Here is a 22,869-nt window from a genome sequence, read left to right on the forward strand (position 1 = left end):
TAGTGAAAAGGAGCGCCTAAAATAAAATTTCAGACACTCCAACCTATATTTTTAAATTAAGAAATCAGTGATTTAACAACTTTTGAAATTGTTGCGCCATCTGCTTTACCGTCCAATAAAGGCTTCGCAATTTTCATTGCATCCCCCATATTCATACCTGATACAATACCGGCTGCCTGAAGTTCTGCAACAATTTCATCTTCTGATAATTGTTTTGGTAAGAAGCTTTTTAAAATCACTAATTTTGCTTCTTCTTTTTCGATTAGGTCTGCACGGTCCGCTTGCTTTGCTCCGTCTAGTGACTGATTCGTCTGTTTAATCTCACGGTTAATAATTGCCGTTTCCTCTAGCGGTGTTAATTCAGAACCTTTTTCTTTTTCGGCTGAATCCAATGCAGATTTTACGAGTGTTAAAACACCTTTAGCCAATGTGTCCTTATTTTTCATCGCTTGTTTTAATTGATCAAATACAATTGTTTTTAACATGTTGTCAAACTCCTTTAAATTTATAAGCAAAATTCCGCTTATTCGTATTGCCTTTATTGTAACATGTATCCAAGTAATACATGAATTATTTAGCTAGGTATGGCTGAATAAACTCTTCTATTTTTTCGGTTCTCCCTTGAGTAACTTTTGCGATTTTTGCTTCACCATAAGGTACGATTAATAAATTCTTGTAATCATTTTTGAAAATAGTATATTTTTTTTCACCTTCCTCGAGAATGAACATTGGTTTAGAAAAGTTATGAACAAAATCTTGGGATTCCCACGATACACCGTTTAAAAGCTCATTCCACTGTGCACCGGCTATTTGTTCTAATTTTATTTTCGGGATGGTACTCGACTCTTCCACCGGTAAAATTACTTCCAACCCTTCACTCATAGCATTCGCTGTATTTTCCCCATCAATCCAGCCTACTCCACCAATTGAAACTTTTACATAATCTCCAATTTCGACAGGAATTTCATCTATATTTACAATCCAGGATTTAATTTTCCCCTCTTCTAAACGGAACTTTTCCTCTTCAGACAAAACTTGTAGTTCTTCAAATGTACTATTTTGAATAAAAAACAACATATTGCCTTCAATCGCAGCAATTACGCCTGACTTAGGCACACTCATTCTGTTTTCATCAGTGACATTGTACCTTTTTTGAATTGCAAAATATTGTTCCTCAAAGTGTTCCTGCAAATAACGTTTCGCTAACTGTTCCGTATAGCCCGCAGCAAATTCAGAAAACATGGACGGATTTTCCTTTAGCCAAATTTTATTTAACTTCTCTACCAAAACATAATTTTTGATTAACTTAGGTCGCACATATTGTTCATATTGTTCAAATGTTAAATTTACTTTAGATAAAACTTGCTGGAGCTGCTGTTTATTCATTATCTGATCAGATAGAATTTTTCTCTCCGACATTTCCTGTTTTGAAACCTCTACCTGATAACCTTTTGCCAATTGCTCTACACCAATTATTCTAATATATTTAGTAAATGCTGCTTCTTTATGAAACTGTGTTATTTCATCCTCGGAAGTAGTCATCATTTCTATGGCAACAAAATAATCGTATAAATAATCATTGTAAAACATATTGTCCGCTTGTCTTTGTTCAACTTCATTTGGAACTAGCAAAAGGGCTACTGTGAAGAAAAGTACAACGAGAAAAGCCGGGATAATGATGATTTTACTGTATTTCTTTTTGCTTTTTTTATATAGCACTGCATTTTTCACAGCCTTTTCACTTTCGGATAAATCTCCTGCAACTTTAATTAACGCTTTTTTAAAATCATTCATGACGTAGTACCTCCCATTCCCCTTCAAGTACAGGTCGTAACTGTTCCCGCCCACGCTTTAATCTAGTTTTTACTGTGTTTTCGTTAATTTGTAATAAATCTGCAACTTGTAGGACCGACATTTCTTCATAGTAATACAAAATAAGCGGTTCCCGGTATTTTAGTGGTAGCTTTAAAATGGCGGCACCAATGTTAGAGCGCTCTTCTTGTTGTACGATATGATCATGGTCAGAAGTTTTCATCCACCATTTCGTTTCAAATTGTATTTTTCTATACGCCCAGCTTTTTAAATAATCTTTGCTGCGATTCACCGTCATTTTTGTTAAATAAGCACGGAGTTGGCCTTGCTCTGAATAGTCGGATTGCAAAAATTTAATGAAAACATCCTGCACGATATCCTCTGCTGCATGACGGTTTTTAGTATAAAAATAGGCGATTCGCAATAAATGCGTACTGTAATCATCTACAATTCGCTCGATATTCTCATTCATTTTACGCCCGCCCCCTTTCTAACATTGTAAACGATTGCCAAATAGTTGACGTTTCAAAAAACAAAAAAAGTATAAGGAGTTTTTATCTCCTTATACTTTAAAATTAGTTATTCAATTCATAGTGCTTGCCTTTTAAGAGATAGAATAAATGCTCTGCAATATTTGTTGCGTGATCTGCTGAGCGTTCAATACAACGGCATACATAGGATAGGCTCGTTATTTGGGCCACTTGCTCATTGGAAACCGTTAGTTTCATTAAATTGCTGATTGTATTGCCGGTCAACTCGTCAACCTCGTCATCAAGCTTTGCGATTTCTTTAGCTTTTGTCGTATTTTCTTCCAAAAATGCGTCGGTAATTTGTTGCAACATCGATATCGATTTATGGAACATTTCCTCTATTGGTTCAATACTCGATACAAATGGTTCTTTGCCGATTCGAATTGTTTCCTTTGCAATATTGACCGCATGATCTCCTATTCGTTCCATATCGGCTGCTGCTTTAATCACTACAATTAATCTGCGTAAATCAGTCGCAACAGGCTGTTGCTTTGCAATGAGTAAAATTACACGATCATTGATTGTTTCTTCTAACCGATTGATTTTAAGATCTGTTTTTATCACTTGAAGGGCTAAATCGATATCTTTGTTCACAAAAGCTTTAAATGCAGTTTGCAATGAATCAATGCTTAAATCGCAAATTTCCATTAAATCCTGTTGCACAGCAATTAAATCATGTTCAAAACGCTCCCGTATCATATTCACTTTAAACCCCTTCCCCTATCCGAATCGACCTGATATATAATCTTCTGTACGCTGATCTGACGGCGTGGAGAAAATCGTATCTGTTTGATCGAATTCAATCACTTCTCCGTTTAGGAAGAATGCCGTTTTATCTGAAATACGTGCTGCTTGTTGCATATTATGTGTGACAATTACGATTGAATATTGTTCTTTCATTTCCTGCACAAGTTCCTCTACCTTCAATGTAGAGATTGGATCAAGTGCTGACGTCGGTTCATCCATTAAAATTACATCTGGTTCAATCGCTAAGGAACGAGCAATACAAATACGCTGTTGTTGACCACCCGATAGACCATATGCATTTTGATTTAAACGGTCTTTTACTTCATCCCAGATGGCTGCACCTCGTAATGACTTTTCTACAATTTCATCTAAAATCTTTTTATTTTTTATACCGTGAATCCGTGGACCGTAAGCAATATTATCGTAAATCGATTTTGGAAATGGGTTTGGCTTTTGAAAAACCATGCCAACTTTTGTCCGTAGTTCTTCCACCTCATATCCATTCCCGAAAATATTACGTCCTCTATAATTGATTACACCCGTTGTACGAACAATAGGTACAAGCTCTACCATTCGATTTAATGCTTTAATATAGGTAGATTTCCCGCACCCTGAAGGACCGATAATCGCTGTCACTTCATTCTCCTGCATATTTAAATTAATATCTTTTAAAGCATGATGTCCACCATACCATAAATTAAAATTATTCGATTGCATAACAATAGATCTGTTATTTTTTTCATGCACCGCATGCTGTGTTCCATTATATTTAGTTAAAATTTGTACCATTCTACTTCACTCCTAATAACGTTTTTGGAACTTATTCCGAATAAAGATTGCGACCGAGTTCATCGTCAATAGCACAACCATCAAAACAATAATGCCCGCTGATGCGACATATTGGAATGCTTCCTGTGGACGTTTTGCCCAGTCGAAAATTTGCATTGGCAATGCCGTAAACGTATCCAAGTATCCTGTTGGCAAGAATTGTAGAATTACAGGAATACCAATTACGACTAATGGAGCCGTTTCCCCAATTGCACGAGATAAGGCCAAAATACTGCCTGTCAAAATACCAGGAATCGCCGCCGGGAGGACAACACGGGCAATAGTTTGCCACTTTGTCGCCCCCATTCCAAATGAAGCTTCCCGCTGCTCATTCGGTACTGCTCGGATTGCTTCTTGAGCCGCAACAATAATAACTGGCAGAATCAATAAACTCATCGTCAAACCAGCAGCTAATATACTTTTTTCAAAACCGAATAATCTAACGAATATTATTAATCCAAGTAAACCGAATACTATCGAAGGAACACCTGCTAAATTGGAGATATTTATTCGAATAAAATCATTTAGTTTATTTTGCTTCGCATATTCTTCTAAGTAAATTGCCGTACTTACGCCTAAAATAATCGATACAGGCGCCACAACGCTCATCAGCCAGAGCGAGCCGACTAAAGCAGCTTTAATTCCTGCATTTTCGGGAATGCGAGAAGCAAAGTTTGTGAGAAAATTTAAATCTAAAAAGCCGATTCCTTGAGATATAATCCGGTATAACAGCATTCCTAATGAAACGAGGGCAAAACTTGTGGCAATAATAAAAATTACCTTCCACATTTTATTTGAAATGAGACGTTTATTCATTCGCTTCATAACTAGGTCTTCCTGTATATAGCGCATTTTAATACTCCTCTCTGAAGCGTTTTGAAATGTATGTTGCAAGCAGATTCATCGCCAAAGTGAAAATAAATAATGTGAATCCTACTGCGTAAATCGAGTAGTAAATTGTCGTTCCATATCCTGCGTCACCTGTCGTAACTTGAACAATATAGGCTGTCATCGTTTGAATGGAATCTGTAAATCCAAAGTCGAATTTTGGTGTAGATCCACCTGCTAAGGAGACTATCATTGTTTCCCCTATTGCGCGGGAAATACCAAGTACAATCGAAGCGATAATTCCAGATAATGCAGCAGGCAGTACAATTCTAATTGCCACTTCGAACTTTGTGGCACCTAAGCCTAAAGCCCCTTCGCGAATTGAACGGGGTACTGAGCTCATCGCGTCTTCCGACATGGACGTAATCATTGGTAGAATCATAATTCCAACAACAATACCTGGACTGATAGCATTGAAAATTTTAAGATTCGGAATAAGTGTTTGCAGAATTGGGGTAATAAACGTTAAAGCAAAGAACCCGTAAACAATTGTTGGGACACCTGCAAGAACCTCCAAAATTGGCTTAATAATTTTTCGTACACGTTCTGATGCATATTCACTCAAAAAAATTGCTGCACCTAACCCAAATGGTACCGCTACTAAAATTGCGATAAATGTAATTTTAAAAGTCCCTATTATTAACGGTAAGATTCCATACAATGGTTCCTTTCCCGAAAAAGGCAGCCACTCTGTACCAAATAAATAGTCATTTATCGACACGCGCGTGAAAAACTCTATCGTTTCAAAAATTAATGTAAATACAATCCCAAACGTTGTAAGAACCGAAATCGTCGCTGCCAGAAATAATCCTATCGGCACAATCTTTTCAATTACTTTCTTACCTTTACGATTACGTGAACGCTCAATTAATTGTTGGACACTTACTTGCTCCTGTTGTTTAAGAGCCATGAGCGATAATTCCCCCCAGTCATCTATACGGATAAACTTTTTTCTATAGTGGTTAGCCTCATAAAAAAGTGCGGGGCATGCGATCCCCCACACTATTTAAATACTTATTTTAATCCTTCCAAAACTTTTAAACTTTCATCATACTTTTCGGAAGGTAAACTTACATATCCAACAACTTCCGCCATTTCCCCAGCATTCTCTAAAGTAAACTTAATGAAATCATAAGTTGCTTCCTTATCTTTTACCGCACTGTTTTTCACGTAGATGAATAACGGACGGGACAAAGGAGAATATTCACCCGATTCAATCGTGTCATTTGTTGGCTCAACACCGTTCACTGTGACAACTTGCAACTTGTCTTTGTTTTCCAGGTAATAGGCATAACCGAAGTAGCCAATCGCATTTTTATCCGCTGTTACCCCTTGTACCAAGACGTTATCATCTTCGGATAACGTTGCAGATTTTACGATGTCCTCTCCATCTAAAATTACTTCATCAAAGTAATCGAAAGTTCCTGAATCGGAGCCTGGTGAATAGAAAACGATTTCTTCTGCCGGCCACGATGGATCAATATCAGACCATTTTTTAGTCGACCCATCTTCAATCCAAATTTGCTTTAATTGTTCAATCGTTAAATCTTTCGCCCATGTATTTTCCGGATGTACAACTACCGATAAACCGTCATATGCCAATTCAAATTCCGTGTAGTCAACACCAGTTTTTTTTAGCTCTTCCACTTCCGACTCTTTAATTGGACGGGATGCGTTAGAGAAGTCCGTTTCTCCATTTATGAATTTTTCGAATCCGCCGCCTGTACCTGATACACCAACTGCCACACGTACATCTTTTTGTACTGCTGCGTATTCTTCAACTAATGCTTCTGTAATCGGAGCAACTGTTGACGAGCCATCGCCTACTACGTTACCGGATAATTGTGCACTGCCCGACTCAGCCTGTTCTGTTTGAGTTTCTGCTGATATCGAAGCTTCATCTTCTTCCTGGCCACATGCTCCTAAAAGAATTGCTGAACTAATTAAAGCTGTTGATGTTAAGTACTGCCACTTTTTCATTTGTTATTCCTCCGCTTGTTTAATAAATGTTTTTTCTTACAATTCCAACTATAGTGAAAATTTGTTGAGCGCATATATTTCGTTCGTTAATTGACCGTAAAGCTTTGTAAACAAAAAAGACAATTTGCGGTATCTTTCCGCAAATTGTCTCATTTTCTTATTATTGAACTTTTTTTACATTCTTTATGTTAATTAGTTTAACAGGATGTTCCGTAAATGTAGATTTATCCTTTTTTGTCTTTACAGTATGTACATGCAATAAAATTGTTTTTGCGTCTTTCGGATTCGCATAGCCTTCAAACGTTACATTGTAAAGTACTGTGCCGTCTCGTAATGTAACAGTAGCTTTTTTTGCATCCACTAGCTCCTTTAAAAAAGGATATGCTTTTACATTTCGCTCTCTTTCTGCTCGTACTAGTCTAGGTTCTAATAATAGTAGAAGCCCTTCAAAAATAACGACGTAAATCACAGACATTAAAATAATTAACCAAGTCGGCATGTCCATAATAGCTAAAATAACTGCATTACTTAATGCACCAATAATAACTACTGTATGCATAATCTTTTTTTTCATTTTATATTTCTCCTTTAAAAAATCCCGTAGTATTTAACTACGGGAACTTTTTTTATTCATTTACTGTTTCAACTTCTTCATCTTCATCCAGCTTTTCGTCCGAATGCTTAATAATCGATTTTTCTACTTTACTTGAAGATAAACCCTCTTCCGCATATTTTGTTTTTAATTCAAAATAGGAATCGACTAATTCACGAGCTGTTAAATTTGCATGTGGTAAGTAGTTATTTTCAAAGATTGTAGTTGCCCATGGGAAAATTATAGCATAGGCAATTTCAGGGTTTTCAAATGGTGCATAGCCCACGTGTACAATATTAATCGTGTTGGTTCTCCATTTATCTTGATGAGGCCCGTAATAAACTACCTCTGCTGTACCAGTTTTACCCGCTCCTGTATAATCGGCTGTTGCAAATTGACGTTTAGCCGAGCCATTTGCTCCAAAGTATACCCGGCGCAAACCTTCCTGGACATGAGCAATTTCTGATTCACTGTTCTCTATTTTATTTAATATCGTTGGTGAAACTTCTTCAACTACTTGGCCTAAGTATTTACCATCTTTTGAAGGGTTACGAATCTCTTTCAGCATTCGTGGTTGAATACGGTACCCACCATTTGCAATTGTGGAAATATATTGCGCCAACTGCATCGTTGTGTACGTATCAAACTGTCCAATAGCTAAGTTCAGCAATTTCACATCCGTATCCGGCTCTGCCTGATAACCAACTGTTTCTCCTGGCAAGTCAAGACCTGTTGGCACGCCTAAACCGAATTGTGCATATTCATTACGAATCGTTTGCAGCGTTCCTGGAGCTAGACTAAAACGCATACCAGGTGAATAAGTACGCCCGCCAATCCCCATCGCAATTTTGAACATATAAATATTAGAAGATCGCTCTAATGCTGTTAAATCATCTAATATGACACTACCATGCTTATTAAATAATGTATTTAATGTAATATTCCCGATACGCATTGGAGAATCGAGCATTCTTGTTCCTGGTTTTATAACTCCTTCGTTATAGCCCATTAATACAGTTGCTGCCTTTACTGTTGACCCTGCTTCATAGGCAGTTGTAAACGTACCATATGAATAATCGACAATATAAGGTTTTCCTGTTTCTTTATCTTTTTCTATTTTTTTACCAACAACAGATAATAATTCCCCTGTTTTTGGACTCATCGCCACTAAGAAGGCACGATCTAATAATTCCGACCCTCTTTTTGATTTTAAATCCAGTAGCTGACGTTCTAAAATTTCATCCGCTTTTTGCTGAAGTTCTACATCTAATGTAGTGACTAAATCCTTCCCTGGCAAACCATCGAAAGTCGTTACAGTTTCTACTACTTGACCTTTTTTGTTCGTAATATTTTTTACTACCGACTTTTCACCTTGTAAAATTTCCTCATATTGGGCTTCAAAATAACTCTCTCCTACACGATCATTTCGAGAATAGTCCCGTGCCAAATAAAAGTTCAGCTTTGATTTTGGAACACCTTTACTTGGGACAGTTGTACGCCCTAAAATAGCTAAAGGTGATTGGCGAACACGCTTCCAATCGGTTGTTGTATTCACACCAGGTAAATCAGCCAATTGTTCAGAAACTCGTGCAAATTCTTCAGGTGTAACATTTTCTCCTTTAATAATTTGTGGAGATAAATTATACCCTGTCATCATTTCACGGTAAATCGCCAGAACTTCTAAATCAAACTCAGTTAATTGCTCAAGCTCTTTTTCTGTAATTCGATCACGTATTCGACGGTCGAATTCTTGGTTGATTTCTTTTTCTTCTAGCTCTTCATTTTCGTTTCTGAATTTTGTCATTTCCTCTTGTGATACTTTTTTGAGTGCAGCTTCCTGGTTACGTATAATCCAAAAGTCCAATTTATCTCGATGTGTTACTTTATCAGTAGGCTGCTCGATTAAATGTGCAAGCTTTTCTGCTATTTCAAGCATTTCAGGAGATTTTGTTGTTTGCATTTTTGTATAAGTAATTGCGTTTTCAGGCTGATTATCAACTAATATGCGGCCATAGCGGTCAAAGATTCTCCCGCGCGGTACACTTGTATTAACACGCACTTCCTCAGTGCGTTCCAATTCACGCACATAATCCTCACCTTTAACAATTTGTAAATATCCTAGACGAAAAATTAGTACAGAGAACAGAACAAATATGGAAAAGAAAAGGATGTTCATCCGAAACGTTAAACTTGACCGTTGCTTTGCCTTCGGATTTTGCTGACGATTTGGCATAATTTTGCGCAACTGAAACTCCCCTTTCTTGCTTTATGTAGATTATACATGAATGCTTAGTCATGCCTATTAGTATAACACTGAAAACCTATTGAAAAAAGACTTCAGATTTATATCATTCATCTTTTAGACGGTTCTGTTGTCGTAAAGTTTCATAGGAAAAGATGAAGGCTATGCTAAAGGTCCAAATGACATTTAACACAGCCTTCATTCATAAGAATTATTAATAAGTTACGAGGTATGTAAGGAAACCCTGTCCTTACATCACCTCGCTATATCATTTATTGATTTCTCACAACAAGTACATCACATTTTGCAGTTCGTACAATTGCTTCAGATACGGAACCTAGGAAGAAACGCGCTACATCACCTTTACCAGTGGCACCGCAAATAATCAGATCGATTTGTTTTTGCTTCGGAATATCCCTTGCTATGATATGCTTTGGTGTCCCATACTCCATTATTTTATAAGTCCTGTCGAATCCCAACTTTACTGCAACTTCTTCATATCCTTCCAGCATATCCTTTTTACTTTTAGAATATCGATCTGCTAAATCGAAATTATATCCTTCTGAAAAAGCAAAGGAACGAGTATCTATTACATGAATGATATAAAGCCAACTACCTACATTGTTAATTGCAACTTGCACAGCTCTTTTAAAAGCAATCATCGATTCAATCGACCCATCCACAGCAACCAATATATTTTTATACGTCATGCTCATCTAATCCTCACCTCTTTACACTTTATTCATGAACAATTGCTTTATATGTACTTTCTTCTCTAAAAGAGCGCTTTTAAGTTCAAAAAAAAACAGCTCTGAAACCGAAGTTCCAAAACTGTTTAAATAAAAACTATTAGTAAGTTGTCCAACCTGCATCAGCTGTTATAATCTGACCATTAATGAAGCTTGAATCCTCAGAACCTAAAAATACCGCTAAGTTTGCGATTTCTTCCGGATTACCAACACGTGGAATTAATGCAGAACCTTTTTGCTGTTGCCCAGCACCGTACTGACTTATATTTTGCATTGATTGTTGGATGTTTGTCATTACTGCACCAGGGGCAATACCATTTACTCGAATGCCTGATTGAGAAAACATGAACGCTGTATTTTTTGTTAAACCTACTACAGCATGCTTTGAAGCAGTGTAAGCAGCTCCTGCACGGCCACCATTTAAACCACCTGCAGAAATATTGTTTACAATGACACCATGACCTTGTTTTAGGAACATATCTGTCGCAATACGCATCGACTTCATAACAGATGTTGTATTTACGGCAAAAATCATATCCCAACGAGCATCTGTAATTTCAGTTACTGGCTCAAAACCATCCATGATTCCAGCATTATTTACTAAAATGTCTAATTGACCAAATTTCTCAATTGTTGTATCAAATAATTGTTGTAAGTCTTCATCTTTAGTAACATTTGTCGCAATGGCAAATGCCGTACCACCATTTGCAGTAATTTCATCTGCAACCGTTTTTGCGCCTTCTTCATTCATATCGGAAACAACTACTTTTGCACCTTCTTTAGCATATGCTTCAGCAATTGCCTTTCCCATACCAGATGCAGCTCCTGTAACGATCGCTACTTTATCCTGTAATTTCAATTAAATCTCTCCTTTAAAATTGAGTTATTGTACAACTGTTCAATAAAAATTATAATTGAAAGAAAAAAAACGTACAAACGACAGTTATATGAACTTCAGTTTATTATTCAACACTTTTTGAAATTTATGTTCATTAAAGGGGAAAATATTATGGATTTACGTGTAAAGAAAACACATGACAATCTACAAAAGGCATTAATAATACTATTAAATCAAAAGTCCTTAGAAAATATTTCGGTTGCAGAATTATGCCGAATTGCCGAAATTAACCGTGGAACATTCTATTTGCATTATAAAAATGTCCACGGTGTATTCGAACGCTATTTTAACGAAATTGTAAAAGACTTAAAATTTTCTTATGATTTTCCATATGACATTACAAAAGATAATTTAGCCATGTTAACACCTGAAATGATTCAAATTTTTCACCATGTCAAAAAATATGAAGCATTTTACCGCATTGTTTTTGATGAAAAAACACCGATGCTTTATTATCATAAATTGTTAGAGACGATTCGCTCGTTCGTTTTGGAATCACATACTGAAGAGACGGATCATATGTCCAAACAGCAGCTTGAATATTTAGCAAGCTATACTGCAAACTCCATCATCGGATTGCTCCTTCAGTGGCATAAAGAAAATTATATTCTCTTACCGGAAACGTTGAATCAATATATTTATGACTTTCATCGTTTAAGAGAGGTATTGCAGAAGAAAATAAAAAGTTAACTAATTTGAGAGAGAAAATAAAAAACACATGGGAAGATTAATTCTTCCCATGCGTAAATTTCTAGAATATTACTGCACCTGTCGCTTTGCTTTCGGTGCAGTAATAATTAAATTTGAGTGGTCAAATTTAATTATTTAGCTGCTTGGAATTTTGCTTCTACTACGTCCCAGTTCACTACGTTCCAGAATGCACCGATGTAGTCTGGACGACGGTTTTGGTAGTTTAAGTAGTAAGCGTGCTCCCAAACGTCTAAGCCTAAGATTGGTGTTTTACCTTCCATTACTGGAGAGTCTTGGTTTGGAGTTGAAGTAACAGCTACACCGTCACCTTCAACGATTAACCAAGCCCAGCCTGAACCGAAACGAGTTGTTGCAGCTTTAGCGAACTCTTCTTTGAAAGCGTCGAATGAACCGAATTTAGCGTCGATTGCTTTAGCAACTTCGCCTACTGGAGTGTTTGAACCGCCTGGAGCGATTAATTCCCAGAATAATGTGTGGTTGGCATGTCCGCCACCGTTGTTACGTACAGCAGTTTGTTTGTCAGCTGGTAAAGCATCAATGTTAGCGATTAACTCGTTGATGTCTTTGTCAGCATATTCAGTACCCTCTACCGCTGCGTTTAAGTTTGTTACGTAAGTGTTGTGGTGTTTAGAATGGTGAATTTCCATTGTTTTTGCATCGATATGTGGTTCTAATGCATCGTAAGCGTAAGTTAATTCTGGTAATTTGAAAGCCATGTTTTTATTCCTCCCTGGAACATATAATTAATGTTGATTACAATACTAGGTTATCAAAAAATGATTCGTCATTCAATCAAAAAAAACAGTAATAATAACATTTCAGCCTTTTGACCGACAACCATCTATTTCTTGCTTCACCTTTGTCTGTAACCTCTTCATTACTAGTGTAAGCGATATAAGTTTGTATTTACAAATATTTGCTCTTCCTTAAATCGCAATAATAAATAATACAATCATGACTACTTGTATAATTCCTTTTGTAACAACAGAAGTTAAAAATCCAACTACGGAGCCAATACCTACTTGAATGGCCTGCTGTAAATTACTGCGTGTAACAATCAGCTCTCCGATAACAGCTCCGATAAACGGTCCTGCTATAATTCCCGCGAATGGAATGACGAATGGTCCTATTAATAGACCGATTGTGCTCCCCCACATCCCTGCTTTAGAGCCACCAAATTTTTTAACTCCCACTAAATTAGAAATTGTATCGGCGACAAATAATAAAGCTACAAATAATAGTTCAATTAACCAAAACCACCAAGGCAATTCACTGAAGCCGTAAAATAAACCATAAACAATGAATCCTCCTAGTAAAAAAATTACAGAGGGGATGATCGGATATACCAAACCAATAAAAGCGATGACAAATAAAGCTATAATAAGCACCCATGCAATGATATCCATATGTTCACATCCTTTTAAAAGTATATTCACAAATTATACGAAAAAAATAACGAAAAGATTCAATTTTACTTTAACAAGTTCAAATAACGTTTTGTTCATGATAAACTACTGTTTAAAGGAGCCTCATACATATGAAAATTTCTCACATGCAACTATTTATTCATAGCTTAACTAACCCTAAAAAACTAGGACCTTATCGTATTCTTTCCATAGGTAAAGTAATGCAATATGCCTTTTTAATGATTGCGCTAGTAACGGCATTTTCTTTCGGTCAGTTTATTAATGGCGGAACGGACGAAATTTTCAGTTATTCTGAAATCGAACAGTATGCCCAGGATGTGCAATGGATTGTTTACCCTATTGCTATTATTTTTTTATTCGTTTTAAATACTTCAATCTATTTTGTTAAAGTAAGTCTATTTGCCCTTGCAGGACAGTTCTTTATTAGACCGATGAAGCGTCGCGGTGAATATCGACAAGTATGGCGGACAGCTGTATTTGCCAGTACTTGGGGAACATTTATAACGATGTTCGGTAACCTATTCCCCATTTCCCCTACAATTGCTACCTTAATTAGTATATTTATTACAATGCTGTTTATTATAATTGCCCTAACGAAATATCCGATTGAAAAATAATAAATTCTCCTTATGGATCATATAGTTTAACAACTTGTTTTTGTGAGTTAAATTGTAGAGATAAGGAGGATTTTTTTGCGCTTTTTAATAGCTTCCATTGTGCTTTTATTAATTGCTTTTGTCATTAAAGTAGATTTGCAAGAAGGCTCTCTGCCTTTAGCATCCTTTTATGCTTCTTCCATACCGTCCTGTGATGAAATACCGCAAGAAAGCTATGTTGTCGTAAAAATCCAACAAGGCGATACAATTTACAGCCTATTCTCAGCAACGCCCTCTCCCGTAAAAACAACTTTCCCTGAACGACTTGCACATTTCTATAAATTGAACCCACATTTGAACCTACAGCCACTAGTTCCGGGTGATACAGTATTTGTTCCAATAATCTCAAATGCGAAAGAAAATTGTACAAATTGAATTCGTAACGTTTCTTCCTTGTTCTTCTTTTCATACACTGATAAAATAAGGAACAGTGACGGCTTACATATCGTTATATCTTTTAGGTGATATAACAACATTAACAAGCCTGAGAAGGAGAGAATTTTTCATGAGTGAAATCGTTCACCGTACGAAAACGCGTCCTGTACGTGTCGGTAACTTAACAATTGGTGGGAATAACGAAGTCATAATACAAAGTATGTGTACGACAAAAACACATGATGTCGAAGCAACTGTTGCTGAAATTAAACGTTTAGAAGAAGCTGGGTGTCAGATCGTACGTATTGCAGTACCGGATGAGCGTGCAGCTGATGCAATACCGGAAATAAAAAAACAAATCAATATACCTTTAGTTGCGGATATACACTTTGATTATAAATTAGCATTAAAAGCCATTGAAGGTGGTATTGATAAAGTTCGAATCAACCCGGGTAATATTGGGCGACGCGAAAAAGTAGAAGCCGTAGTAAATGCTGCTAAAGCGAAAGGGATTCCAATTCGTATTGGTGTAAATGCCGGTTCTTTAGAGCGCCATATTCTTGAAAAATACGGCTACCCTACTGCAGATGGTATGGTTGAATCTGCGTTACACCATATCAAAATTCTAGAAGACTTAGATTTCCATGACATAATCGTATCAATGAAAGCGTCTGACGTTAACCTTGCGATCGAAGCGTATGAAAAAGCTTCAAAAGCATTTAACTACCCACTACACTTAGGCATTACTGAGTCTGGTACATTATTTGCCGGAACAGTAAAATCCGCTGCTGGATTAGGCGCGATTTTATCTAAAGGTATTGGTAATACTTTACGAATTTCTTTATCAGCTGATCCTGTTGAAGAAATTAAAGTTGCTCGTGAATTATTAAAATCATTTGGTTTAGCTTCAAATATGGCAACATTAATTTCATGCCCGACTTGTGGTCGTATTGAAATCGACTTAATCTCGATTGCCAATGAAGTGGAAGAATATATTTCTAAATTAAGTGTTCCTTTAAAAGTAGCTGTACTTGGCTGTGCTGTTAACGGCCCTGGTGAAGCTCGTGAAGCGGATATCGGTATTGCCGGTGCACGTGGGGAAGGACTTTTATTTATGAAAGGTAAAACAGTTCGTAAAGTACCAGAAGAAACAATGGTGGAAGAACTGAAAAAAGAAATTGATAAATTAGCTGCTGAAATGGTTGCAAAGCGTGAAGCAGAAGCAAATGCCAGCGTGTAAAGGAATGGAGCAATGGAAATGACAAACTTAAAGCATCGATTCGGTATTGATATTGACGGGACAGTTACATGTCCTGCCACATTAATTCCACATATTAATAAACAATATAATATTAATATGACGCTACAGGACGTAACGGAATATGATTTTTTAAGCGGGTTTCCATATCCAGTTGATCGAGCTCAATTCCAGTCCTGGTTTCAGGAAAATGAACCTCGTCTTTATGAAGTGAGTGAACTTGCTGCTGATGCACATCGTATATTGTCAGCCTGGCAAAACCAATATGAACTTTATTACATTTCGGCACGTGGGGAAAATGTTTTCGATATCACAAAAAAATGGTTTGAAAACTACAAAGTACCTTACGACCATATTGAATGTATCGGTAGTCACAACAAAATAGAAGTGGCAAAAAAGCATCGCGTAGAGGCCTTTTTCGAGGATAAACATGATAATGCTGTGGAAATTGCCGAGGAACTTAAAATCCCTGTAATTCTTTTTGATACACCCTACAATCAATTGAGCGTACCGAATAACGTTATTCGTGTTTATAATTGGACAGAAGCAAACGAATGGATTCAAAAGAACTTTTAAAATTAACACATATAAGAGGCGAGTTAAAAGTATCTGCTTTTAACTCGCCTCTTATTGATTTTAAAATATACTCCCGTATTCAGTAATCGTAGTGGCCAAGTCGTGGCGGTACTCTGAATGCTGTGGGTTTAAACTATTAACGTTCACTTCATTGCCACCAAGAGAAGAATGTATATACAAGTCTTCGCCGATATACATCGCTACGTGGCCAGGGAACATAATTAAATCGCCGCGCTTTAGTTCAGCTTTTTCTATTTTGCGAATTGGGAAGCCATCCAATATTTTCGCATCCCGGTAAATGTACGCACCGTTCAACATATATGCCATAGACACAAGACCTGAACAGTCGATGCCTAAAGGAGTTTTCCCACCCCAACGATACGGTGTGCCAATATATCGAAACGCATCCTGGACAACTTGTTCACGGAAAGCTACTTCATCTATCGTATACACTTTCTTCCGCTCCTGAAGCCAATATGAACGTACATAGCCAACCTCTCCTGTAACTAGCTGTACCTTTGTCCATTCTGCATCCAAATCAGCTTCTATCACAACTTGAATAAAAGCACCGCGCGTTAATGTTATAATTTTACTGCTTTGAATTTTAGGTCGAGCCAGCACATCGGCAAAGTTTTGAATTACTACATAATTAGCATCAACCCATGTCAGTATATCTTCACTTTCCATGTGTAAATTCGCTTTTAATGTATAGCCTTCATAGCGATAAAACGTTCGAATTTTTACCCAATTATCATCAATATCTTCTAACACTTCAACTGGCATCCCATATAACGCTTCATCGGTTAACTCCGTACTTATATCTGTACTCTCGTGCAGATTTGCAATCATTACTTTTACTATCGCATTCAAAGTTTCCCCTCCTCGCTATTTTGTATAATGCTCATACACCACTTTTGAAATTGCTCCAATATATTGCTTAGCCTTATCGTTATCTTCCACTTCCGTAATAAACACACCGATAAAATAGTCCCGGTCGTTTGTATATACAATTCCAGCATCATGATCAACTGTATCAAGACCACCTGTTTTATGGGCCATTTTTACATGATCGACAATATAACGCTTTAATGATTCATGACTGCGCTGACGGCATAATATATCGATGGCTATGTCATTCCACTGTTTTGAAAGTAAATGACCGTTATAAATTTGCTGGAATAAATACTGTATATCATAAGCACTTGTTTCATTATCCAATCCAAGCTTTTGTCGTTCAAAATCCATCATCTTTCGTTGTATTCGTGTACTCTTTAGTCCGATCTCATTAAAATACTTATTCAGCGTATCCATGCCCAAAAAATCGATACAAGCATTGGTGGCAGTATTATCACTCGTAATAATCATCCACACTAATAACTCATATAATGTAGAACTCGTTTGCTCTTGTTCTGTGAGTACGCTAAAGTCGACAATATTCTCCTCCGCGATTTTAACTATTTGCTGCAGGGAGCCATTAGTTTCTTGTAAATGTGCCAGAATAGCGACCAAAATCGGTACTTTTATTACACTTGCGCTGCTAAACACTTCATGTTCCCGTAATTGAAAAACCGATTCGGTTGTTTTATAATCCTGAATACTGACATGCACTTTATAAGGACATTGTTCAATTATTTTCTCAATTCGTTTTTTCATCATTTTACCCGATTACTCGTATCGTTTTATTCGTTGCGTCCATCGTAATTGTTTTTCCCAATGGCAACGACATTGTCGGCAAAACATGCCCACATGTGACATTCATTAAAATGGGGATATTCAATGGTACTAAAATTTCTTCAAACACGGTTTTTAAATCCAAATTATTTTCAGGATTTTTTGTATCCATTGGTCCACAATCTGTCCAGGCTCCAAGTAGAATACCCTTCAATTCCTTCAGATTCCCGGACATTGAAAGCTGTGTTAACATTCGGTCAATACGCTGTACATTTTCATCGATATCTTCAAGGAATAAAATCTTTCCTTTTAAATCAATTTCAAAAGGTGTCCCTAAAGATGCTGTTACAAGTGTTAAATTACCACCTGCCAATTGTCCAGTAGCAGTACCGGAAACAAGTGTATCCAGTGGCTCGCCTTTTGAATTTTCAAGTAAATAATCGCACCACTCGGTATTTGTAACACTTTTAATGAAATAATCCCAAGTATATTCATCCATTTTATCTTTAATGAATTCGGTTGAAGGCATTGGCGTGTGGTATGTAACAAACCCGCATAGCTGATTAAAGACAATGTGCAATGCAGTTACATCACTATAGCCTGCGAAAACTTTCGGATTTTTGGTAATCATATCTAAATCAAGCATTGGTAAAATTCGTGTAGCGCCGTACCCCCCTCGGATACAGAAAATGCCGTCAATTTCAGGGTTGGCAAACATTTCATTCAGTTCTTTTGCACGTAATGCATCATTTCCTGCGAAGTAGCCGTGACGTGTACGGCAAGTTTCACCTACTACTACACGAAACCCTAACTTTTCTACAGCTTCAATAGCAGGCTGCAAACGCTCAGTCGGTGTAGCACCTGATGCACTTATAAGCGCAACAGTATCGCCCTTTTTTAACGCCTTCGGAATCTTTAATCCCATTGATTAATTACACTCCTTTTCCTACAAGAACAGCTTTATATTGTTCCTGCTCCTCATTATTTGCTAATACGAAATGACCTTCCTCAATTTCAACAAATTCAGGTGGATCCATGTCGTATTGATGAACGGATGGATCGTAAACTTGCAGCTTTTTTTGACGTTCCTTTAATGGGTTCGGCTCAGGTACAGCAGCTAAAAGCGCTTGAGTGTATGGATGGAGCGGATTGTTAAACAGCTTTTCTGTCTCTCCAAGCTCTACGATTTTCCCTTTATAAATAACAGCTGTGCGATCTGTAATAAAACGCACGATTGATAAATCATGAGCAATAAATAAATAGGTTAAATTACGGTCTTCCTGCAAGTTTGATAATAAATTCAAGACTTGTGCACGAATCGAAACATCCAAAGCGGAAATCGGTTCATCCGCCACGATAAATTCAGGCTCCATTACTAGCGCACGGGCAATACCGATACGCTGACGTTGACCACCAGAGAACTCATGAGGAAAACGAGAAGCAAATTCCGGTAGGAGCCCTACTTCCATCAATGCTCTTTTAACTTTTTCGATACGTTCTTGCTCACTGCTGTATTTTTTATTATTTATTAATCCTTCTGATACGATATAATCCACTTTTGCACGTTCGTTTAGCGAAGCACCCGGATCTTGGAAAATCATTTGGATTTTTTGTGTAATTTCACGGTCCCAAGCACTTGGAATGCGACCATTAATCGGTTTACCGTGGAACAGAATTTCTCCGTTCGCAATTGAGTTGAGGCGCATAATTGCACGCCCTATCGTTGTTTTACCAGATCCTGATTCCCCTACAAGACCAAATGTTTCTCCTTTATAAATATCGAAGCTAACATTATCAACCGCTTTAAATTTTTTCTTTCCTGTACCGAAAATGATGTCGATATTTTTAATTTCTATTAGTTTTTCTCTAGTACTGTTACTCATTACTATTACCCCTCCCCTTTGAAAAATGCCTGCAACACTTCTGGAGGACTTACTTTTGGTGCTTTCGGATCGAGAAGCCACGTCCGTGCATAATGTGTATCGCTCACTTTAAAGAAAGGTGGGCGCTCGACAAAATCAATTTTTAAAGCATATTGATTTCTTGGGGCAAACGCATCTCCTTTAATTTCCTTAAATAAATTCGGTGGCGTTCCTTTAATCGAATAAAGCTCTTCCCCTTTTATCCCTAGCTGAGGCAATGACGAAATTAGAGCCCACGTATAAGGGTGTTTAGCATTGAAAAATACTTCATTCGTTTGGCCAACTTCGATTATGTCTCCTGCATACATTACAGCAATTCGATCAGCAACTTTTGCGACTACACCTAAATCATGCGTAATGTATATTGTCGTCAATAAATACTTTTCCTGTAAGTTAGTCAATAGCTGTAAAATTTGCGCTTGAATAGTAACGTCTAAAGCAGTTGTCGGCTCGTCACAAATTAAAATCTGTGGATTGCATGCGACGGCAATTGCAATAACGATCCGTTGACGCATACCTCCGGAAAATTCATGCGGATATTGCTTATAGCGTCTTTCTACCTCGTGAATCCCAACATCGCGTAGCAGCTGCAACGTTTTTTCATAGGCGTCTTTTCCTTTTAATCCTTGATGTAAAATGACGCTTTCTTCAATTTGTTTACCAATCGTTTTTAGCGGATTTAGTGAAGTCATCGGATCTTGGGTCACCATCGCTATTTTTTTACCACGCACTTTTAGCCAGTCGTTCTCTGTTTTAAATTTTGATAAATCATGTCCTTCAAAAGTGATTTTACCTGAATCAATATAGCCGTTTTTATCGAGTAAGCCCATAATTGATTTTACTAAAACGGATTTCCCTGAACCTGATTCCCCTACAATTGCAAGGCTTTCCCCTTTATATAAATCCAGTGAAATATCACGGATGGCTGTTAATGTTTGACCGCGCAATTTAAATTTAATAACTAAATTTTCGATGGATAATATTTTTTCTTGTTCCATTTAACGCCCTCCTCCTTAAACGTGATTTTTCGGGTCTGCTGCATCTGCAAATGCATTTCCGATAATATAAAAGGCAATTGTAATGACACTCAGCACAATACTTGGGAAAATAAGCTGGTAACGTAAATCAGGTGACATCATCAAGACGCGTCCTTCATTAATTAAATTCCCTAAAGATGGCTCACTTACTGGTAAACCTAAACCGATATAAGTTAAAAATACTTCCGCACCAATTGCAGCTGGCACCGCTAAACTCATACGCAGCATGATTACCGAAATTAAATAAGGAAGCAGGTTTTTAATAATTATTTTATAGCCTGGTGTCCCTAACGTTTTTGAAGCTAAATTATACTCTCGATCTCGTAAAATAACGATTTGGTTTCTTAAAAATCTTGCCATTTCTACCCACCCAGTAATACACATTGCGATAATAATAGTCGAAATACCAGGTCTTAAAATGTAGGCCATTAATATTAATACAATTGTTGTAGGTATGTTATCTACGATGTTGTAAAGCTGCGTAATCGGCACTTCTAGCTTTCGAGAGTAGCCCCATAATGCTCCGACGGAAAAGCCAATGATCACTTCAATGATTGCTACAGCAAAGCCGATAAATAAAGACGTTCGAGTTCCTTCCCAAATACGTGACCATAAATCTTGACCAATTGAATTTGTACCAAATATATATTCTTCGTTCGGTGCAACATTCCGATCCTGCATTCCCGTTTCGGCATTTATATAAATTTGTGTAGGTGATTTTTGGTCCGGTAAATACGGTTGAATAAATGTAAATGCTATTAATACGATTACAAATATCAATAAAAAACCAGCTATTTTATTTTTCCTGAAGGAACGGAAAGTAGATCGCCAATAGGAATAATTTGAATATGCTGTCTCCTCTGCTTTTGCATCATCAACTGTCGCAAACTCAAATAAGTGATCATTCAACTGTTCATTCGACTTTTCCGAAATATTCTGAATCTCTTTCGTAAATAATCCCATTAGCGTACACTATCTCCTTTCCCTAGCTTAATTCGAGGGTCGACAATCGCCATTAATATGTCCCCAAAAATTAACCCTATGATACCTAGCGAAGAAAATACTAAAACTAGCCCTTGTACAACATTGTTATCTTGACGCTGAATCGCATCAACTAACAAACCACCCATACCAGGGATTGAAAATAACGATTCAATATAAATCGAACCTGTAATTGTAAATAAAATGGTTGCTGGTAAATACTGAGCCATTGGGATAAAAGCATTTCGCATTACGTGACTAAACATAATTGTGCGCTCCGTAACCCCTTTTGCGCGAGCAAGTTTAATGTAATCTTTATTCAATTCATCTACCATATAACGACGCATCCACATTGCATAGGATGCGATCGGTCCCAACGCTAAACAGAATAACGGTAATATAAAACTCTTAGGATTGTATTCATCAAATAGCATCGGTAAATTAAACCAATCAGAAATATACATTTGTATCATTAAGAAATAAACCATGGCTGGTACGGCTACAACAAAAACGATATATCCTGTTCCGAGACGATCAAGCCATCGTCCTTTAAACTGAGCCATAAAGATACCAAGTGGCACACCGATAAGAAGAGATAATGCAACGGCTCCTAACCCAAACATAATCGAATACATCATTTTATCTTGTATAATGTCCAAGACTGGTACATCAGTACGATATGTAACCGATTTTCCTAAATCCCCTTGAAATAGACCGATATAGAAATTTTTAAGTTGAATTAATAAAGGATCCCGTAAACCTAGATTTGTTAAATAAACTTCTTGTTGCTCCAGCGACATCTTTTCCGCTGCTGCTCCTAAATAGCCCTCATCAGGCATTAATCGTAACAGGGAGAAAACAATTGTAACAATAATGAATAATGTCAAAATTGATTGTGCTAAACGTTTAGCAATATACTTTATCAAACGTGTCTCCTCCTTATAATATAAAATAAGAAAGGAGATGCAGAAATATTCCTGTCATCTCCT

General features: G+C 37.0%; 26 protein-coding genes. 5 read left to right on the forward strand and 21 right to left on the reverse strand.

Features of this window, described 5'->3' with window-relative positions:
- Nucleotides 1-56 precede the first annotated feature (56 nt).
- The 12 genes from MHH95_RS16135 to MHH95_RS16190 all read right to left on the reverse strand — a co-directional run bounded on the left by MHH95_RS16135 (nt 57) and on the right by MHH95_RS16190 (nt 11,227).
- A complete protein-coding gene (locus tag MHH95_RS16135; protein WP_340728462.1) occupies nt 57-485 on the reverse strand; it encodes a GatB/YqeY domain-containing protein in 429 nt (142 codons plus the stop codon).
- Nucleotides 486-570: 85 nt separating this feature from the next.
- The gene (locus tag MHH95_RS16140; protein WP_340728463.1) at nt 571-1,794 is read right to left on the reverse strand and encodes a hypothetical protein; all 1,224 of its coding nucleotides are present in this window, start codon (nt 1,792-1,794) and stop codon (nt 571-573) included.
- Entirely contained in the window at nt 1,787-2,284 is a 498-nt protein-coding gene (locus MHH95_RS16145; RefSeq protein WP_340728464.1) for a sigma-70 family RNA polymerase sigma factor, read from the reverse strand. Before MHH95_RS16145 ends, MHH95_RS16140 begins: the two co-directional genes overlap by 8 nt.
- Before the next feature lie 103 nt (nt 2,285-2,387).
- The gene (phoU, locus tag MHH95_RS16150) at nt 2,388-3,041 is read right to left on the reverse strand and encodes a phosphate signaling complex protein PhoU (RefSeq protein ID WP_340728786.1); all 654 of its coding nucleotides are present in this window, start codon (nt 3,039-3,041) and stop codon (nt 2,388-2,390) included.
- Between the two features lie 21 nt (nt 3,042-3,062).
- A complete protein-coding gene (pstB, locus tag MHH95_RS16155; RefSeq protein WP_445683028.1) occupies nt 3,063-3,806 on the reverse strand; it encodes a phosphate ABC transporter ATP-binding protein PstB in 744 nt (247 codons plus the stop codon).
- A gap of 84 nt (nt 3,807-3,890) precedes the next feature.
- Nucleotides 3,891-4,769 (reverse strand): phosphate ABC transporter permease PstA, encoded by an 879-nt coding sequence (gene pstA, locus MHH95_RS16160; RefSeq protein WP_340728466.1) that lies wholly within the window; start codon nt 4,767-4,769, stop codon nt 3,891-3,893.
- Between the two features lies 1 nt (nt 4,770).
- Entirely contained in the window at nt 4,771-5,715 is a 945-nt protein-coding gene (pstC, locus tag MHH95_RS16165; RefSeq protein WP_340728467.1) for a phosphate ABC transporter permease subunit PstC, read from the reverse strand.
- A 104-nt stretch (nt 5,716-5,819) separates the two neighbouring features.
- Nucleotides 5,820-6,785 carry a PstS family phosphate ABC transporter substrate-binding protein gene (locus tag MHH95_RS16170; RefSeq protein WP_340728468.1) on the reverse strand — a complete coding sequence of 322 codons (966 nt, stop codon included), beginning with the start codon at nt 6,783-6,785 and terminating at the stop codon, nt 5,820-5,822.
- Nucleotides 6,786-6,945: 160 nt separating this feature from the next.
- Nucleotides 6,946-7,359, reverse strand: a complete 414-nt coding sequence (locus MHH95_RS16175) for a response regulator (RefSeq protein WP_340728469.1) — start codon at nt 7,357-7,359, stop codon at nt 6,946-6,948.
- Nucleotides 7,360-7,411: 52 nt separating this feature from the next.
- The gene (locus MHH95_RS16180) at nt 7,412-9,622 is read right to left on the reverse strand and encodes a peptidoglycan D,D-transpeptidase FtsI family protein (protein WP_340728470.1); all 2,211 of its coding nucleotides are present in this window, start codon (nt 9,620-9,622) and stop codon (nt 7,412-7,414) included.
- 269 nt (nt 9,623-9,891) lie between these two features.
- Nucleotides 9,892-10,335 carry a universal stress protein gene (locus MHH95_RS16185; RefSeq protein ID WP_340728471.1) on the reverse strand — a complete coding sequence of 148 codons (444 nt, stop codon included), beginning with the start codon at nt 10,333-10,335 and terminating at the stop codon, nt 9,892-9,894.
- 133 nt (nt 10,336-10,468) lie between these two features.
- Nucleotides 10,469-11,227: an SDR family oxidoreductase gene (locus MHH95_RS16190; RefSeq protein ID WP_340728472.1), complete on the reverse strand. Its 759-nt coding sequence runs from the start codon at nt 11,225-11,227 to the stop codon at nt 10,469-10,471.
- Nucleotides 11,228-11,377: 150 nt separating this feature from the next.
- On the opposite strand from MHH95_RS16190, the gene MHH95_RS16195 reads away from it, so the two are divergent.
- On the forward strand, nt 11,378-11,956 hold the full coding sequence (locus tag MHH95_RS16195) for a TetR/AcrR family transcriptional regulator (RefSeq protein WP_340728473.1): 579 nt from the start codon (nt 11,378-11,380) through the stop codon (nt 11,954-11,956).
- Between the two features lie 131 nt (nt 11,957-12,087).
- On the opposite strand, the gene MHH95_RS16200 is transcribed toward MHH95_RS16195, so the two are convergent.
- Complete coding sequence (locus MHH95_RS16200) at nt 12,088-12,693, reverse strand: superoxide dismutase (RefSeq protein WP_191704983.1); 606 nt, start codon at nt 12,691-12,693, stop codon at nt 12,088-12,090.
- A gap of 210 nt (nt 12,694-12,903) precedes the next feature.
- Complete coding sequence (locus MHH95_RS16205; protein ID WP_191700255.1) at nt 12,904-13,383, reverse strand: DUF456 domain-containing protein; 480 nt, start codon at nt 13,381-13,383, stop codon at nt 12,904-12,906.
- 131 nt (nt 13,384-13,514) lie between these two features.
- Between MHH95_RS16205 and MHH95_RS16210 the strand changes: the two genes are divergently transcribed.
- The 4 genes from MHH95_RS16210 to MHH95_RS16225 all read left to right on the forward strand — a co-directional run bounded on the left by MHH95_RS16210 (nt 13,515) and on the right by MHH95_RS16225 (nt 16,269).
- Nucleotides 13,515-14,021: a DUF1189 family protein gene (locus MHH95_RS16210; protein ID WP_340728474.1), complete on the forward strand. Its 507-nt coding sequence runs from the start codon at nt 13,515-13,517 to the stop codon at nt 14,019-14,021.
- 75 nt (nt 14,022-14,096) lie between these two features.
- The gene (locus tag MHH95_RS16215; protein ID WP_340728475.1) at nt 14,097-14,435 is read left to right on the forward strand and encodes a hypothetical protein; all 339 of its coding nucleotides are present in this window, start codon (nt 14,097-14,099) and stop codon (nt 14,433-14,435) included.
- Nucleotides 14,436-14,565: 130 nt separating this feature from the next.
- Complete coding sequence (gene ispG / locus MHH95_RS16220) at nt 14,566-15,675, forward strand: flavodoxin-dependent (E)-4-hydroxy-3-methylbut-2-enyl-diphosphate synthase (protein WP_191700258.1); 1,110 nt, start codon at nt 14,566-14,568, stop codon at nt 15,673-15,675.
- 18 nt (nt 15,676-15,693) lie between these two features.
- A complete protein-coding gene (locus tag MHH95_RS16225) occupies nt 15,694-16,269 on the forward strand; it encodes a hypothetical protein (protein WP_340728476.1) in 576 nt (191 codons plus the stop codon).
- Nucleotides 16,270-16,329: 60 nt separating this feature from the next.
- On the opposite strand, the gene MHH95_RS16230 is transcribed toward MHH95_RS16225, so the two are convergent.
- Genes MHH95_RS16230 through MHH95_RS16260 form a run of 7 tightly spaced genes read right to left on the reverse strand, consistent with a single transcriptional unit; the run spans nt 16,330 to nt 22,806 of the window.
- Nucleotides 16,330-17,139 carry a C40 family peptidase gene (locus MHH95_RS16230; RefSeq protein WP_340728477.1) on the reverse strand — a complete coding sequence of 270 codons (810 nt, stop codon included), beginning with the start codon at nt 17,137-17,139 and terminating at the stop codon, nt 16,330-16,332.
- A 15-nt stretch (nt 17,140-17,154) separates the two neighbouring features.
- A complete protein-coding gene (locus MHH95_RS16235; RefSeq protein ID WP_340728478.1) occupies nt 17,155-17,925 on the reverse strand; it encodes a serine hydrolase in 771 nt (256 codons plus the stop codon).
- 1 nt (nt 17,926) lies between these two features.
- Nucleotides 17,927-18,865 carry a S66 peptidase family protein gene (locus MHH95_RS16240; RefSeq protein WP_340728479.1) on the reverse strand — a complete coding sequence of 313 codons (939 nt, stop codon included), beginning with the start codon at nt 18,863-18,865 and terminating at the stop codon, nt 17,927-17,929.
- Nucleotides 18,866-18,872: 7 nt separating this feature from the next.
- Nucleotides 18,873-19,823, reverse strand: coding sequence for an ABC transporter ATP-binding protein (locus MHH95_RS16245; protein ID WP_340728480.1), 951 nt, complete (start codon nt 19,821-19,823; stop codon nt 18,873-18,875).
- A 5-nt stretch (nt 19,824-19,828) separates the two neighbouring features.
- The gene (locus tag MHH95_RS16250; protein ID WP_340728481.1) at nt 19,829-20,860 is read right to left on the reverse strand and encodes an ABC transporter ATP-binding protein; all 1,032 of its coding nucleotides are present in this window, start codon (nt 20,858-20,860) and stop codon (nt 19,829-19,831) included.
- 15 nt (nt 20,861-20,875) lie between these two features.
- A complete protein-coding gene (locus tag MHH95_RS16255) occupies nt 20,876-21,862 on the reverse strand; it encodes an ABC transporter permease (RefSeq protein WP_340728482.1) in 987 nt (328 codons plus the stop codon).
- Nucleotides 21,862-22,806, reverse strand: coding sequence for an ABC transporter permease (locus MHH95_RS16260; protein ID WP_340728483.1), 945 nt, complete (start codon nt 22,804-22,806; stop codon nt 21,862-21,864). Before MHH95_RS16260 ends, MHH95_RS16255 begins: the two co-directional genes overlap by 1 nt.
- Nucleotides 22,807-22,869: the final 63 nt, after the last annotated feature.

It is taken from the genome of Solibacillus sp. FSL K6-4121, from assembly GCF_038002585.1.
In the GTDB taxonomy this organism is placed as follows: Bacteria; Bacillota; Bacilli; order Bacillales_A; family Planococcaceae; genus Solibacillus; species Solibacillus faecavium.

Excerpts from the sequence above, each read along its gene's own strand:
- MHH95_RS16135 (WP_340728462.1), bottom strand. The coding sequence starts at position 485 with ATGTTAAAAACAATTGTATTTGATCAATTAAAACAAGCGATGAAAAAT.
- MHH95_RS16140 (WP_340728463.1), bottom strand. The coding sequence starts at position 1,794 with ATGAATGATTTTAAAAAAGCGTTAATTAAAGTTGCAGGAGATTTATCC.
- MHH95_RS16145 (WP_340728464.1), bottom strand. The coding sequence starts at position 2,284 with ATGAATGAGAATATCGAGCGAATTGTAGATGATTACAGTACGCATTTA.
- phoU (WP_340728786.1), bottom strand. The coding sequence starts at position 3,041 with ATGATACGGGAGCGTTTTGAACATGATTTAATTGCTGTGCAACAGGAT.
- pstB (WP_445683028.1), bottom strand. The coding sequence starts at position 3,806 with ATGCAATCGAATAATTTTAATTTATGGTATGGTGGACATCATGCTTTA.
- pstA (WP_340728466.1), bottom strand. The coding sequence starts at position 4,769 with ATGCGCTATATACAGGAAGACCTAGTTATGAAGCGAATGAATAAACGT.
- pstC (WP_340728467.1), bottom strand. The coding sequence starts at position 5,715 with ATGGCTCTTAAACAACAGGAGCAAGTAAGTGTCCAACAATTAATTGAG.
- MHH95_RS16170 (WP_340728468.1), bottom strand. The coding sequence starts at position 6,785 with ATGAAAAAGTGGCAGTACTTAACATCAACAGCTTTAATTAGTTCAGCA.
- MHH95_RS16175 (WP_340728469.1), bottom strand. The coding sequence starts at position 7,359 with ATGAAAAAAAAGATTATGCATACAGTAGTTATTATTGGTGCATTAAGT.
- MHH95_RS16185 (WP_340728471.1), bottom strand. The coding sequence starts at position 10,335 with ATGAGCATGACGTATAAAAATATATTGGTTGCTGTGGATGGGTCGATT.
- MHH95_RS16195 (WP_340728473.1), top strand. The coding sequence starts at position 11,378 with ATGGATTTACGTGTAAAGAAAACACATGACAATCTACAAAAGGCATTA.
- MHH95_RS16200 (WP_191704983.1), bottom strand. The coding sequence starts at position 12,693 with ATGGCTTTCAAATTACCAGAATTAACTTACGCTTACGATGCATTAGAA.
- MHH95_RS16205 (WP_191700255.1), bottom strand. The coding sequence starts at position 13,383 with ATGGATATCATTGCATGGGTGCTTATTATAGCTTTATTTGTCATCGCT.
- MHH95_RS16210 (WP_340728474.1), top strand. The coding sequence starts at position 13,515 with ATGAAAATTTCTCACATGCAACTATTTATTCATAGCTTAACTAACCCT.
- ispG (WP_191700258.1), top strand. The coding sequence starts at position 14,566 with ATGAGTGAAATCGTTCACCGTACGAAAACGCGTCCTGTACGTGTCGGT.
- MHH95_RS16225 (WP_340728476.1), top strand. The coding sequence starts at position 15,694 with ATGACAAACTTAAAGCATCGATTCGGTATTGATATTGACGGGACAGTT.
- MHH95_RS16235 (WP_340728478.1), bottom strand. The coding sequence starts at position 17,925 with ATGATGAAAAAACGAATTGAGAAAATAATTGAACAATGTCCTTATAAA.
- MHH95_RS16240 (WP_340728479.1), bottom strand. The coding sequence starts at position 18,865 with ATGGGATTAAAGATTCCGAAGGCGTTAAAAAAGGGCGATACTGTTGCG.
- MHH95_RS16245 (WP_340728480.1), bottom strand. The coding sequence starts at position 19,823 with ATGAGTAACAGTACTAGAGAAAAACTAATAGAAATTAAAAATATCGAC.
- MHH95_RS16250 (WP_340728481.1), bottom strand. The coding sequence starts at position 20,860 with ATGGAACAAGAAAAAATATTATCCATCGAAAATTTAGTTATTAAATTT.
- MHH95_RS16255 (WP_340728482.1), bottom strand. The coding sequence starts at position 21,862 with ATGGGATTATTTACGAAAGAGATTCAGAATATTTCGGAAAAGTCGAAT.